At 65.5% G+C, this 14,141-nt stretch carries 10 protein-coding genes; all 10 read left to right on the top strand.

Going from position 1 to position 14,141, the window contains the following annotated elements; translation table 11 throughout:
- Positions 1 to 59 precede the first annotated feature (59 nt).
- The 10 genes from zwf to HDC35_RS07675 all read left to right on the top strand — a co-directional run bounded on the left by zwf (position 60) and on the right by HDC35_RS07675 (position 14,104).
- Positions 60 to 1,463, top strand: coding sequence for a glucose-6-phosphate dehydrogenase (gene zwf, locus HDC35_RS07720; RefSeq protein WP_260397656.1), 1,404 nt, complete (start codon positions 60 to 62; stop codon positions 1,461 to 1,463).
- On the top strand, positions 1,456 to 3,366 hold the full coding sequence (gene edd / locus HDC35_RS07715) for a phosphogluconate dehydratase (protein ID WP_184645396.1): 1,911 nt from the start codon (positions 1,456 to 1,458) through the stop codon (positions 3,364 to 3,366). Before zwf ends, edd begins: the two co-directional genes overlap by 8 nt.
- A complete protein-coding gene (locus tag HDC35_RS07710; RefSeq protein ID WP_184645394.1) occupies positions 3,363 to 3,983 on the top strand; it encodes a bifunctional 4-hydroxy-2-oxoglutarate aldolase/2-dehydro-3-deoxy-phosphogluconate aldolase in 621 nt (206 codons plus the stop codon). The genes edd and HDC35_RS07710 overlap by 4 nt, the downstream gene beginning before the upstream one ends.
- Before the next feature lie 60 nt (positions 3,984 to 4,043).
- A complete protein-coding gene (locus HDC35_RS07705) occupies positions 4,044 to 5,627 on the top strand; it encodes an HAD-IB family hydrolase (protein ID WP_184645392.1) in 1,584 nt (527 codons plus the stop codon).
- A 3-nt stretch (positions 5,628 to 5,630) separates the two neighbouring features.
- A complete protein-coding gene (locus tag HDC35_RS07700) occupies positions 5,631 to 7,979 on the top strand; it encodes a glycerol-3-phosphate 1-O-acyltransferase (RefSeq protein ID WP_184645390.1) in 2,349 nt (782 codons plus the stop codon).
- Between the two features lie 108 nt (positions 7,980 to 8,087).
- The gene (locus tag HDC35_RS07695) at positions 8,088 to 9,644 is read left to right on the top strand and encodes a wax ester/triacylglycerol synthase family O-acyltransferase (protein WP_184645388.1); all 1,557 of its coding nucleotides are present in this window, start codon (positions 8,088 to 8,090) and stop codon (positions 9,642 to 9,644) included.
- 23 nt (positions 9,645 to 9,667) lie between these two features.
- Entirely contained in the window at positions 9,668 to 11,116 is a 1,449-nt protein-coding gene (locus HDC35_RS07690) for a DUF3336 domain-containing protein (protein ID WP_184645386.1), read from the top strand.
- Positions 11,117 to 11,118: 2 nt separating this feature from the next.
- Complete coding sequence (locus HDC35_RS07685) at positions 11,119 to 11,979, top strand: alpha/beta hydrolase (RefSeq protein WP_184645384.1); 861 nt, start codon at positions 11,119 to 11,121, stop codon at positions 11,977 to 11,979.
- Complete coding sequence (locus HDC35_RS07680) at positions 11,976 to 12,908, top strand: alpha/beta fold hydrolase (protein ID WP_184645382.1); 933 nt, start codon at positions 11,976 to 11,978, stop codon at positions 12,906 to 12,908. The genes HDC35_RS07685 and HDC35_RS07680 overlap by 4 nt, the downstream gene beginning before the upstream one ends.
- 194 nt (positions 12,909 to 13,102) lie before the next feature.
- The gene (locus HDC35_RS07675; RefSeq protein WP_184645380.1) at positions 13,103 to 14,104 is read left to right on the top strand and encodes an NAD(P)H-dependent glycerol-3-phosphate dehydrogenase; all 1,002 of its coding nucleotides are present in this window, start codon (positions 13,103 to 13,105) and stop codon (positions 14,102 to 14,104) included.
- The last annotated feature ends 37 nt before the right edge of the window (positions 14,105 to 14,141 follow it).

Raw genomic sequence — 14,141 nt, 5'->3', positions numbered from 1 at the left:
TGAGCGTGAAAGTCGAAACCCTGATCCTGTTCGGCGCAACGGGCGACCTCGCGCAGCGCATGCTCTTTCCCTCGCTCTACAATCTCCACGTCGACGGCCTGCTCGAAGATGCGCTGACGATCCTCGCGTCGGGGCGTTCGAAGATGGATCGTGCGGCGTGTCACCAGATGGTGCGCGAGGCGCTGACCGAGCATCTTCCCGAAGACCGGCTCGACGACGGCGCGATTGCAGGCTTCCTCGATCGCGTCGATTATTGTCCGGTCGATGCCGGCGCGGGTACGGGCTATGACGAACTTGCGGCGCAGCTCGGCGACCGGCTCGGCCGCCCGATCGGCGCCTATCTCTCGACCCCGCCGTCGATGTTCGGCCCGATCGCGCAAGGCCTCAAGGCCGCGAATATCGCGTGCGCCGAATGCCGCATCGCGATGGAAAAGCCGATCGGTCACGACCTCGCCTCGTCGCGCGAGGTGAATGCCGAGGTCGGCGACGCCTTTGCCGAGGACCGGGTGTTCCGCATCGACCATTATCTGGGCAAGGAAACGGTCCAGAACCTGCTCGCGCTGCGCTTCGCCAACATGCTCTTCGAACCGCTGTGGAACGCGCAGGCGATCGACCATGTCCAGATCACCGTCGCCGAGACGGTCGGGCTCGAAGGCCGCGTTTCCTATTATGACGGCGTCGGCGCGCTGAAGGACATGGTGCAGAACCATATGCTCCAGCTGCTCGCGATCATCGCGATGGAGCCGCCCGCGAGCGTTTCGTCGACCGCGGTGCGCGACGAAAAGGTCAAGCTGCTGCGGAGCCTGCGCAAGATGAGCGCCGACGATGTGAAGGCGCACAGCGTGAAGGGGCAATATAGCAGCGGCGCGGTCAATGGCGGCGCGGTCGCGGGCTATGCCGACGAGCTTGGCAATCCGTCGAACACCGAAACCTTCGTCGCGCTGAAGGCCTATATCGACAATTGGCGCTGGAAGGGTGTGCCCTTCTACCTGCGCACGGGCAAACGCATGCCGCAGCGCAAGTCCGAAGTTCTGATCCAGTTCAAGCCGGTGCCGCACAATATCTTTGCGCGCGTCGGCGCGGGCAAGCTCGATGCAAACAGCATGATCATCAACCTCCAGCCCGAGGAAAATATCCGGGTCAAGGTGATGGCGAAACAGCCCGGCCTCGACCGCGACGGGGTAAAGCTGAAAGAGGTGACGATGGACGTCTCACTATCGCACAGCTTCGCCGGCGAGCGGCGACGGATCGCCTATGAGCGCCTGCTGCTCGATTTTATCGAGGGCGACCAGACGTTGTTCGTGCGCCGCGACGAAGTCGAGGCGCAGTGGCAGTGGATCGATTCGATCCGCGACGCCTGGGCGGCGGTCGACATGGCGCCGCAGACTTACACCGCGGGAAGCTGGGGGCCGAGTTCCTCGATCGCGCTGATCGAACGTGACGGAGCGAGCTGGCATGACTGATCTGAACCCCGTAATCGCCAAGGTTACCGACCGCATTATCGCGCGGAGTGCTCCGCGCCGTGCCGCCTATCTCGAGCTGATGGATCGCCAGCGCGAGGCCGGAACCAACCGCGGCAACCTGTCGTGCGGGAACCTCGCGCATGGCTTCGCGGCCTCGGGCGAGGACAAGCCCGCGATCCGCACCGGCGCGGCGATGAACATCGGCATCGTCACCAGCTACAACGACATGCTCTCGGCGCATCAGCCCTATGGCCGCTATCCCGAGCAGATCAAGCTGTTCGCGCGCGAAGTCGGCGTCACCGCGCAGGTCGCGGGCGGCGTCCCGGCGATGTGCGACGGGGTGACGCAGGGGCAGGCGGGCATGGATCTGTCGCTGTTCAGCCGCGACAATATCGCGCAGGGGACGGTGATTGCCCTCAGCCATGCGATGTTCGAGGGTGCGCTGTTGCTCGGCATCTGCGACAAGATCGTTCCCGGCCTGCTGATCGGCGCGCTGCGGTTTGGGCATCTGCCGCAGATATTGATTCCCGCCGGGCCGATGCCCTCGGGCCTCGCGAACAAGGAAAAGCAGCGCGTCCGCCAGCTCTATGCCGAGGGTAAGGCAACCCGCGACGAACTGCTCGAAGCCGAGGCTGCGAGCTATCACGGCGCGGGCACCTGCACCTTCTATGGCACCGCGAACTCGAACCAGATGATGATGGAACTGATGGGGCTGCATATCCCCGGCAGCGCCTTCACCAATCCCGGCACCAAGTTGCGTCAGGAACTGACGCGCGCTGCGACGCACCGGATCGCCGAGATCGGCTGGGACGGCGGCGATTATCGCCCGCTGGCGCGCTGCATCGACGAAAAGGCGATCGTCAACGCCGCGATCGGCCTGCTGGCGACCGGCGGCTCGACCAACCATGCGATCCACTTGCCCGCGATCGCGCGCGCCGCCGGGATCGTCATCGACTGGCAGGATTTTGACGAGCTGAGCCATGCGGTGCCGTTGCTCGCGCGCGTCTATCCGAACGGCGCGGGCGACGTGAACAATTTCCACGCCGCGGGCGGCATCGGCTATGTCGTGCGCGAACTGCTCGCCGCCGGATTGCTTCACGGCGACGTACTGACCGTCGGCGGGACGATGGCCGATTATGGCTATGAGCCGGTCCTGCAAGATGTGATCGCCGGCGAAAGCCGGGGCCCAGTCCCATCGTCCGCAGACAGGCCCCCGCTTTCGCCGGGAATCACATCGCTGGCATGGCGACCCGCTCCCGAAATTTCGCGCGACGATACGATGCTGCGCCCTGTGGCCGCGCCCTTCTCGCCCGACGGTGGGATGCGCCTGCTCGCGGGTAATCTCGGCCGCGCGATCATCAAGACCAGCGCGGTCGCCGAGGATCGCTGGACGATCGAGGCGCCGTGCCGGATCTTCGACGACCAGAATCAGGTACTGACCGCGTTCAAGGCGGGCGACCTCGACCGCGACCTCGTCGTCGTCGTCCGTTTCCAGGGGCCGCGCGCCAACGGCATGCCCGAACTGCACAAGCTGACCCCGGCCTTGGGCGTGTTGCAGGACAAGGGTTACCGCGTCGCTTTGCTCACCGACGGCCGCATGTCGGGCGCCAGCGGCAAGGTGCCCGCGGTGATCCATCTGTCGCCCGAGGCGCTGCCCGGCCCCGACGGGATCAGCGGCCCGCTCGCCTATCTTCAGGACGGCGACATCGTCCGTATTTGCGCGGTGAACGGTGAAGTCGTGGCGCTCGTCGACGAAGCCGGATGGGCCGCGCGCCAGCCCGCCGCCGCGCCTCCGCCGGCGGTTGGCGTCGGCCGCGAACTGTTCGCCCTGTTTCGTCACCACGCCGACGAAGCCGAAAAGGGCGGGTCGGCCGTTCTTGCTGCCATGGAGTCCGTCATTTGAGCCAGTCCATCGACCAGATCATGCGCCTCGCACCCGTCATCCCGGTGATCGTCATCGATCGCGTCGAGGATGCGGTGCCGATGGCCGACGCGCTCGTCGCGGGGGGGCTCCGCGTCCTCGAAGTGACGATGCGCACCCCCGCCGCGCTCGATGCGATCCGGGCGATGAAGGCGGTGCCCGGCGCGGTGGTCGGCGCGGGAACGGTGCTCAATCCCGCGATGCTGAAGGACGCGATCGATGCAGGCTCCGAATTCATCGTCTCGCCGGGTCTGACGGACAAGCTGGGCGAGGCCGCCGTTGCCAGCGGCATTCCCTTCCTGCCCGGCACCGCCAACGCCGGCGACATCATGCGCGGGATGGACCTTGGTCTCGAGCGTTTCAAATTCTTCCCTGCGGCGACGAGCGGCGGCATTCCGGCGCTGAAGGCGCTCGCGGGCCCCTTCGGCAACGCGCGCTTCTGCCCGACGGGGGGGATCAGCGCCGCGACCGCCCCCGAATGGCTCGCGCTCGAAGCGGTGCTGTGCGTCGGCGGCAGCTGGGTCGTCCCGTCGGGGCCGCTCGATCCGGTCCGGATCGAGGCGCTGGCGCGCGAGGCGTCCGCACTTTCGCGCCATTGATTAACCCCATTTTACCTGTCATCGTGCAGGGATAAGCGGCAACATAGCCGCCGTGGGGAGATGTGCGTGCCAAGACCGCAGCCGCATTTGGAAGAAGTTCTGAGTTCCGAACCCGGGCCGCACATCGCCGCGCTCTTCGATTTCGACGGCACGATCATCTCGGGCTATTCCGCGACCGCGATGCTGCGCGAGAAATTCCAGCGCCGCGAAATGTCGGTCGAGGAAATCGCCGAGACCGCGCAGGTCGTCGCGCAGCACAGCCTGGGCACCATCGGCTTTTCGGGGCTGATGTCTGGCGCCGCCAAGTTCATGAAGGGCGTCGAGGAGCAAAGCTTCATCGAATTCGGCGAGGAACTTTACAAAAAACATATCGCTCGGAAAATCTATCCCGAGACGCGCGCGATCATCGAGGCGCATCAGGCAAAGGGGCACCGCGTCGCGATCATCTCGTCGGCGACGATCTACCAGATCGAACCGACCGCGCGCGACCTCGGCATCACCGACATCAAATGTTCGGCCTACGAAATCGAAGACGGCGTCTTCACCGGGGAAATCATCCGCCCGCTCTGCTTCGGCGAGGGCAAGGTGCTCGCCGCCGAAGAACTCGCCGCCGAATATGGCCTCGATCTCGACCAGAGCTTTTTCTATTCGGACAGCGACGACGATATCGAACTGCTCGAACGCGTCGGCAAGCCGCGCCCGCTCAACCCGAACATGAAATTGAAGGCCATCGCCGACGAACATGGCTGGCCCGTCCAGCGGTTCGCAAGCCGCGGCACGCCGTCGTGGATCGATTATACGCGCACCATCTATGCCACCGGCTCGCTCGTCGGCGCCTTCGCCGCGGGCCTGCCGATCTGGGCGCTCACCCGCTCGCAGCGCGAGGCGGCGAATTTCTCGATCGGCCTCTTCGGCGATTTCGCGACGGCGATCACCGGGGTCGAGCTCGAGGTCGAGGATGAAAAGCACCTCTGGTCGTCGCGCCCGTGCGTCTTCATCTTCAACCACCAGAGCAAGGCGGACGTGATGATCCTTGCCAAGCTTATCCGCCGCGACATGGGCGGGGTGGGCAAGAAGGAGATCAAGGACATCCCCATCCTCGGCAAGCTGATGGAATGGGGCGGCACCGTCTTCGTCGACCGCGCCGACGGCAAGAGCGCGATCAAGGCAATGGAGCCGCTGGTCGACGCGATCCAGAAAGAGGGCAAGTCGATCTGCATCGCCCCCGAGGGCACGCGCAGCCTGACGCCAAAGCTCGAACCCTTCAAGAAGGGCGCCTTCCACCTCGCGATGCAGGCCGGGGTGCCGGTCGTCCCGATCGTGATCCATAACGCGACCGACGTCGCGCCGAAGAACGAGTTTGTGATGCGCCCCGCGACGGTGCGCGTGACGGTGCTGCCGCCGGTCGATACGTCCAAATGGACCCCGAGGACGATCAATCATCATGTCCGCAATGTGCGGAACATGTTCCTGCGTACGCTCGGGCAGCCCGAGGAAAGCGTGGCGGAATCGGTCGCGACCGAAACGCCTCCCACGGCAAAGCCTGAAAAGCCGAAGGCAAAGAAGGCGACGGGGAAGAAGCCCGCCCCAAAGAAAAAGGCGCCGGCGGAAAAGCCGGCCGCCCGCAAGGGAAAGACCGGCTAAGCGGTGGCCGACGGAACGCCCCGCAACCCGATCGCGGCGGAGCAGGCGGCCGACCGGCTTTACATCATCGACGCGCGCAACGGAGTCGAACGGCGCCTGTTGCTCGACTGGATTCATGCGACGAGTGGCGATGACGAGCCCGCCTGGGCGAGCCTCGATATCGAGGACGGCGACCATGCGCTGCCCGTCGATGTGTTGCAGGCGCGGCTTGGCGGTGCCTCGTCGCGGCTGGTCGTGCCGCTGCGCGTGGCGTGGCGCATCCCGGGTTTCGACAAGGACCGCGCGCTCAAATTCCGTCACCTGATCTTCGGCGATCCGCGCCACCCGGGGCCGCTTCGCGCGCGTGCGATCCTGATCCGCGATCGCCGCCGCGCGCAGATACTGGTGGGCGAGGCGGCGACGCTCGACGCGCTCCGGACGCGCTTTTGCGCGCAGACCGGCGGCGGCGACGGCGCAGGCGAGGGCAGCCCGGAATTTGCGCGCTTCGTCGCGCGTCAGGCGGCGCTTGCGCTCGACGTGGCCGAGCGCGGCATTCGGGGAACGCGTTACAAGGTGCCCCGCTTCGTCGCCGATGGCCTGCGCACCAGCCCCAAATTCCGCGCCGCGCTCGCCGATCTGGCCGAGGCCACCGGCCGCCCCGTCGCCGACCTTTACCGCGAGGCGCGCCCGTTGATGAAGGAGGTGATCGCGCGGCCGTCGGCGCTGTTCCTCGATCTGCGCGCGCGGCTCGATCGCATGATGTTCGGCGGTTACGCGCCCGAGATGGAGATCGACGCCGCCGAACTTGCGAAACTCCGCAATATCCTCCGCGAGCATCCCACCGCGATCCTGTTCACGCACAAAACCTATATCGACGGCGCGACGCCCAGCCGGCTGACCTATGAAAAGGACATGCCGATGCTGCACAGCTTTGGCGGCGCCAATCTCGACTTCGCGGTGATGGGCGAGTTCTTCCGTCGCTCGGGGATGATCTTCATCCGCCGCAGCTTCCAGGACCAGGCGGTCTACAAGCTCGTGCTGCGCCACTATATCGCCTGGCTGCTCGCCAAGCGCTTTCCGTTGAGCTGGGCGTTCGAGGGGACACGCTCGCGGCTCGGCAAGCTGATGCCGCCCAAATACGGCCTGATGAAATATGTGCTCGACGCGGCGCACGCCACGGGGACGCGCGGCGTGCATTTCGTCCCCTTCGTCACCAGTTTCGACCTGATCCGCGACGTCGAGGAATATGCCGCCGAACAGACCGGGCGGAACAAAAAGCCCGAAAGCCTGTCGTGGTTCATCGGATATATGAAGAGCCTGAAGGAGCCGTCGGGGCGTATCCGCCTCGACATCGGCGAGCCCGTCGTGATCGAGGACGCACCCGGCCCCGACGATCGGCGCGCGCTCGAACAGATCGCCTTTGCGGTGGCGGTCGAGGCCAACCGCGTCACCCCGCTTACCGTCACCTCGGTGATGTGCCTGATCCTGCTCGGCATGGCGCCGCGCGGTGCGACCTCGGCCGAATTGTTGGGGGCGATCGGCGCGGTGACCGACTGGGCGCGCGCGCGTGGCATCAGGCTCAGCAAGGAACTCGAAGGCGGCGACGATGGGGCGCTGTCGGCGACCGTCGATACGCTGGTCGCGAGCGGGCTGCTCGCGCGCTACGAAGCGGGCCGCGAGACGATCTATTCGATCGACCCCGCCAAGCATCCGATGGCGAGCTATTATCGCAACATCATCGCGCATCATTTCCTCGACCGCGCGATGATCGAACTCGCGCTCGTCGAACTGCGCGATGCCGACAGCGGCGACGCGACCACCGCCTTCTGGGCGAGGATCGACCGGCTGCGCGACCTGTTCAAATTCGAATTTTTCTATCCGCCGCGGGGCGAGCATCTCGCCGCGATCGAAGCCGAGCTTTCGCGCATCGACCCCGTCTGGGACCGGCGGCTCGCGAGCGGCGACCGCGGCATTGCGCAGCTGCTGCGCCGCTGCCAGCCGGTCGTCGGCCACGCGATCCTGTTGCCCTTTGCCGAGGCCTATTCGGTTGTCGCCGAACAGCTTGCGCGCGCGAACCCCGGCGACATGGTCGACGAAACGGCGCTGCTCGATGCCGCACTGGTCGAGGGGCGGCAGGCCTATCTGCTCCGCCGGATCAGCAGCGAGGCGGCGATCGGCAAATTGCTCTTCGCCAACGGCCTGTCGCTGATACGCCATATGGGGCTCGCCGAGGAGGCGACGCCGGACACGCTCGCCGCGCGCCGCGCGCTGCTGATGGAACTGCGCGGGCTTGCCAACATCATGGAAACGATGCGGCTTTCGACCGTCGCGCTCGCGGACCGGCTGCCGGAGGTTGGCAATGAACGAGTGTAGCCTTCGCTCGTCATTCCCGCGAAAGCGGGAACCCAGCAGCAACGCTGGCTCGCTCGGTTCCCGCTTTCGCGGGAATGACGAAATTTTTGATTTCGACAGGAACTGAACATGCTCAAACAGCTCAGCGCGCAGGACGCCCAGTTCCTCTATACGCAAACCGCGAACAACCTGACGCATATCATGGGGGTCTATATCTACGACCCCTCGACCGCGCCCGGCGGCTTCGTGCGCTTCAAGGACATCATCCGCCACGTCGAAAGCCGGGTCGACACGTCGCCGCTGTTCAAACGACGCCTCCACCGGCTGCCCTTCGACATCGACCATCCCTATTGGGTCGAGGACGAGCATTTCGATATCGAGGCGCATATGAGCCACGCGCGGCTGCCCGAACCCGGCGACTGGCGGCAATTCTGCATCGCGGTCGCACGCTGGTTTTCAAAGCCGATGGACATGAATCGTCCGCTCTGGGATATTTATATCATCGAGGGGCTCGATCGCATTCCCGGCATACCCAAGGGCAGCTTCGCGATGCTCCACCGGGTCCATCATGCCGCGGTCGATGGCGCATCGGGGGCGCACGCCTTCATTGCGATGAGCGACATCGACGCGAAAGGCACCCCCGCCATTCGCGAACCGCCGCCGATCGAGGAATTGGGCAAGGCGCCGTCGAGCGCCGAAACGCTGTCGCGTGCCTGGTCGGCTTCGATGCAGTCGCCGGTCAAGTTCATGAACGCGCTGATGAAGATGTCGCCCGCGATCGTCGCCTCGGCGCGCAAGTCGATCGCCGAAGGCGGGATGACCGCAGGGGTTCCCGAAACGCGCTTCAACGTGCCCGTCGGCCCGCACAAGATGTTCGATGCGACGACGGTCGCGCTGGCCGACGTGGCAGAGATCCGCAAGAAGGTGCCTGGCGCGACGGTCAACGACGTCGTGCTCGCCACGGTCGGCGGCGCGCTGCGCAAATATCTCGCCAAGCACAAGGAATTGCCGAAAGAGAGCCTTGTCGCGGTCGCGCCGGTCAATCTGCGCGGCAAGGGCGGCAAGGCGGCGACGCCGGGCAATCAGGTGTCGGCGATGAGCGTGCCGATCCGCACCGACATTGCCGATCCGCTCGAACGGCTCGCCGCGGTGCGCGACTATACGGTCGAGGCAAAGGAAGCGAAGGCCGGCGTCAGCGCCCGGATCATGACCGACCTGTCGCAGCATATTCCCGGTGCGACGATGGCGGCGGTGGCGCGGCTGGTCACCAGCGAGCGTTTTGCGGTGCGCGGGACCAACCTCTTCATCTCCAACGTCCCCGGTGCGCAGGTGCCGCTCTACCTTGCGGGTGCCAAACTCGTGCAGCAGCACGGCATGGCGCCGCTCGCGAACAATATGGGGCTGTTCGTCGCGACCCCCAGCTACAACGGTCGCATCGCCTTCTCGCTCATTTCGGAACGCGCGATCATGCCCGACATCGCCTTTTTCCGCGAATGCATCGACGAAAGTTTCGCCGATTTGATGGTGGCGCCGCCGGAACCTGCAAGACCGAAAGCCGTTACGGTAAAGTCGAAAGCGGCGCCCAAACCCAAGGCGAAGGTGAAAGCCGCGCCGAAACCTGCCGCGAAGATCAGGGTGAAACCGGTTGCAAAAAAGAACGCAACCGGCAAGAATCCGAAAAAATAACGATGCTCTCGCAGGATTACCGAATGCTTTTCACCCCGACGCTCAGCGCCGACCGCGACCTTGTGACCGCGCCCGACTATGCCGCCTGGACCCGGGCAGCACAGGAGCATGACAAGAAATCGGGAATGCAGGCGTGGCGCGATACCGACGAAAGCAAGCATTTCGACTATAAGGCGATCCGCGCCCGGCTCGCAAAGCTGCGCAAGCTGTCGGCGGCGGGTGACGTCAAGGGCCTGCTCTTCGTCCTCAACGAGGGCATCCACGGCAATATCGACGGCATGGGGCACGAGCGGCTGTATCAAAAGGCGCGCTTCGGCACGAAAAGGCTGGTCGAGGATTATGTCGCCGAGGTCGTCGCATCCTTGGACAAGATCGCCGCAGCACGCAGCATCGGCCGCGAGGAAAAGCGCGATTTCTTCCGCCGCGCGCAGCATTGTTACGGCCGATCGGCGCTGTTGCTGTCGGGATCGGGCAGCTTCCTTTTCTTTCACATCGGCGTCGTGAAGGCGCTGTGGGAAGAGGGCGTGCTGCCTTCGATCATGTCGGGCGCGAGCGGCGGGTCGATCGTCGCCGCGGTCGTCTGCACGCGCAAGAATGTCGATATCGGCGCCTTCCTCGAAAGCGACCGCCTCGCCAATCCCGACCGCGATCCCGAGGGACGCCGCCTCGCCTCCGACCAAGTTCGCGAGCGGCTCGCGGACCTCATCCCCGACCTGACCTTTCAGGAAGCCTATGAGGTCAGCGGGCGGCATCTCAACGTCTCGGTCGCGCCCGCCGAAAAGCATCAGAATGGCCGGCTCTTGAACGCGATCACCGCGCCCAATGTGCTGATCCGCGAAGCCGTGCTGGCGTCGTGCGCGGTTCCGGGCGTCTTTCCGCCGGTCATGCTGATGGCGCGCGACGATGCGGGCGAGCGCGTTCCCTACCAGCCCGACCGGCGCTGGGTCGACGGGTCGGTGACGCACGATATCCCGACCAAACGGCTCGAACGCCTGTACGGCGTCAATCACCATATCGTCAGCCAGGCGAACCCGATCGCGCTGCCCTTCGCCACCGACACGCGCAAGCAGATGGCGCCGATCGAGGCGATCCAGCATGCGTCGATGACGACCTTCAAGGCATGGCTCAACGCCAATATGGTGATTTTCCAGAAGCCGCTCGAACTGATCCCGCCGCTGAACAGCATCGCCAATATGGCGCGATCGGTGATCAATCAGGAATATACCGGCGACATCAACATCATCCGCCCGCCCAAATTCTGGTCGCCGGCGAAGATATTGTCGGACCTCGGTCAGGACGACATCGACGAGCTCATCGACACCGGCATGCGCACCGCCTGGCCGAAGATCGAAATGGTACGCACCCAGACCGCGATCAGCCGCGCGCTCGAAGCGATACTGGCAAAGATCGACAAGGCGGGCGACGACGGCCCGGGGCACCGCAGCGGCGCGCTGCAAAAGGCGGTTCGCTGACCATGGCGGCCGGCGCCGTCATCCTGCCCGCCGAATCCGCCGGGGCGGGCGCGCGGCTGCGCGTCACCCACTGGCTTCCCGACGGCCGCCCGCGCGCCATCGTCCTGCTCGCGCACGGCTATGCCGAACATGCCGGGCGCTACGCCCATGTCGCGACGCGGCTGACCGACGCCGGCTACGCGATGTACGCCGTCGATCATTGGGGGCATGGCCAATCGGATGGGGAGGGCGGCTATGTCCCGCGCTTTTCGGCCTTTCTCGACGGGATGAGCGAACTGCTGACGCTCGTCGAAATCAACCATGGCGACACGCCGCGCCTGCTGCTTGGGCACAGCATGGGCGGGCTGATCGCGACCCTGTTCCTTGTCGAGCGGCAGCAGGCGTTCGTTGCCGCCGCGCTTTCGGGTCCCGCGATCCTGCCTGCCGAACCGCCATCGCGCTTCACCGTCTGGATCAGCCGCTTTCTCTCGCGCTTCTTTCCCCGCCTTGGCGTGCTGTCGCTCGATGCAAGCGGCGTCAGCCGCGATCCGCAAGTCGTCGCCGCCTATCGGGCCGACCCGCTCGTCTACGGCGGCAAGATCGGGGCGCGGCTCGGCAAGGAATTCATGGACGCGATGGCGGCGGCGCAGGCCGATGCGTCGAAAATCCGCCTGCCGATCCTCATCCAGCATGGCGCGGCCGACCGGCTGACCGCGCCCGCCGGTTCGCGCTACCTGTTCGACAACGTCGGCTCGACCGACAAGCGCCTCGAAATCTATCCCGGCCTGTTCCACGAAATCTACAACGAGCCCGAGCGCGATGCCGTGCTCGATGACCTTATCGGCTGGTTCGACGCGCATGTGAAAGGCCCCGCTGCGGCATGAGAATCCTGCTTGTCCTCATCTTCGCGCCGCTGATTGCGCTCGCGCTCATGTATTTCGTCTTTCCCGGCCGCCTCGTCGCGATCGGGCGCGCGCTGCTGCGGCGGCGCGGCGGGATGGTGCAGAAGAGCGTCGTCGTCGACGGTCGCACCTGGCCCTATCTGGAGGGCGGCGATCGGTCGAAACCCTTGCTTCTCCTCGTTCACGGCTTTGCGGGCGACAAGGATAACTGGTCGATGATCGCGCCCTATCTGACGCGCGACTATCATGTCATCGCGCCCGACCTGCCGGGGTTTGGCGAGAATGAGCGCAACCCCGACCTCGCCTATGATTTGCAGGCGCAGACCGCGCGGTTGAAAGCCTTTGCCGACACGCTCGGCCTATGTCGCCCGCATGTCGGCGGCAACAGCATGGGCGGCTGGATCGCACTGCGCTACGCGATCGACTATCCGGACGCGCTCGCCAGTCTGATCCTGCTCGACAATGCCGGCGTCAACGGCGCCAACGAAAGCACGCTTCAGAAACAGGCGGCGAACGAGGATTATAATCCGCTCGTCCTCGCCAATCTGGAAGACGCCGACCGGCTGGTTGCGATGGTCGTCCACAAGCCGCCCTATATTCCGTCGCGGCTGAAGCCGGTGCTTTATGCCGACGGCCTCAAATATCGCGACCAGCTCGACACGATCTTCTGGGTAATCGCGACCGAGGGGCGCGACCATCCGCTCAACGACCGGCTCGGTGAGGTGAAGGTGCCGACGCTGATCATCTGGGGCCGTCACGACCGGCTGATCGACGTCAGCTGCGTCCCCGTTCTCGAAGCGGGCATCGCGGGCAGCGAGAGCCACATCTTCGAACATGTCGGCCATGTTCCGATGATCGAGGATCCAAAAGCGACCGCGGCGGTGATGAAGGCGTTTCTGGCCAAGCATTAATCCTCCCTGTCGCGCAGCGATGGGGAGGTGGCAGCGCGAAGCGGTGACGGAGGGGCTTTGGCGCTGCCGTCGCGGCCCCTCCACCACTCGCTGCGCGAGCGGTCCCCCTCCCCATGGCTTCGCCACAGGGAGGATCGCAAGCTTGCCAACCCGCCATTCCCCCGCCACTCTCCCCAAAAACAGGGGAGAGACATATGCGCCTGAAGGTCGGCCTGCTCGGTGGGGGCAGCTGGGGGACGACGGTCGCATCGGTGGTGTCACGCAACGCGCCGATCACGCTCTGGGCGCGCGACGCCGAGACGGTCGACGGCATCAACGCCGACAACGAGAACCGCAAATATCTGCCCGGCATCAGGCTGCCTGCCGCGCTGCGTGCGACGCTGGATATGGCCGAGGCGGTCGCGGGCGCCGATGTGCTCGTCATGGGTGTCCCCTCGCACAGCTTTCGCGCCGTGCTCGAAGAGGCGAAGCAGCATCTTCGTCCGTGGGTTCCGGTGATCAGCCTGACCAAGGGGCTCGAACTCGCTTCGGGCAAGCGCATGACCGAACTGATCGAGGACGTCTTGCCCGGCCACCCCGTCGGCGTGCTCACCGGCCCCAACCTCGCGCGCGAGATCATGACGGGGCAGGCAGCAGCGAGCGTGCTGTCGATGGAGGACGAGATCGTCGTGCGCGCGCTCCAGCCGGTTTTCCACTCCGGCCTGTTCCGCGTCTACACCAACACCGACCTCTTGGGCTGCGAACTCGGCGGGGTGCTCAAGAATATCATCGCGATCGCGGTCGGCATGGGCGACGGGCTCGGCGCGGGCGACAATACAAGGTCGGCGCTGATGACGCGCGGACTGGCCGAGATCACGCGGCTCGGCGTCGCGATGGGCGGCCGCCCCGAAACCTTCGCGGGCCTCACCGGCATGGGCGACCTGATCGCGACCTGCACCAGCCCCCTGTCGCGCAACCGGCATGTCGGCGTCGAACTCGGCAAGGGGCGCCCGATCGAGGAGATCATCGCAGGCATGAACATGGTCGCCGAGGGAGTGAAGAGCGCACCCACGGTGATCGCGCTTGCCGAACGCCATGGCCTCGACATGCCGATCGCGCGCGACGTCTATGATGTAACGCAGGGAAAACGCAGCGCGCAGGAGGTGTTCCGCGGCCTCTTACGGTCGGCTGTCGGCGACGAAGCGCATCCCGGCTGAGCGTTTTTCGGGCAATTCCGCCGCGACCCGTGACATT

This window comes from Sphingopyxis sp. JAI128, from assembly GCF_014207235.1.
Lineage (GTDB): Bacteria > Pseudomonadota > Alphaproteobacteria > Sphingomonadales > Sphingomonadaceae > Sphingopyxis.
Note: the sequence above shows the minus strand (reverse complement) of the source record. Positions and strands in the feature narration are given on the sequence as shown.

Bases quoted from the DNA above. Each gene is read 5' to 3' on its own strand.
- zwf (WP_260397656.1), top strand. From the start codon at position 60: ATGCTCTTTCCCTCGCTCTACAATCTCCACGTCGACGGCCTGCTCGAA.
- edd (WP_184645396.1), top strand. From the start codon at position 1,456: ATGACTGATCTGAACCCCGTAATCGCCAAGGTTACCGACCGCATTATC.
- HDC35_RS07705 (WP_184645392.1), top strand. From the start codon at position 4,044: ATGTGCGTGCCAAGACCGCAGCCGCATTTGGAAGAAGTTCTGAGTTCC.
- HDC35_RS07695 (WP_184645388.1), top strand. From the start codon at position 8,088: ATGCTCAAACAGCTCAGCGCGCAGGACGCCCAGTTCCTCTATACGCAA.
- HDC35_RS07690 (WP_184645386.1), top strand. From the start codon at position 9,668: ATGCTTTTCACCCCGACGCTCAGCGCCGACCGCGACCTTGTGACCGCG.
- HDC35_RS07685 (WP_184645384.1), top strand. From the start codon at position 11,119: ATGGCGGCCGGCGCCGTCATCCTGCCCGCCGAATCCGCCGGGGCGGGC.
- HDC35_RS07680 (WP_184645382.1), top strand. From the start codon at position 11,976: ATGAGAATCCTGCTTGTCCTCATCTTCGCGCCGCTGATTGCGCTCGCG.
- HDC35_RS07675 (WP_184645380.1), top strand. From the start codon at position 13,103: ATGCGCCTGAAGGTCGGCCTGCTCGGTGGGGGCAGCTGGGGGACGACG.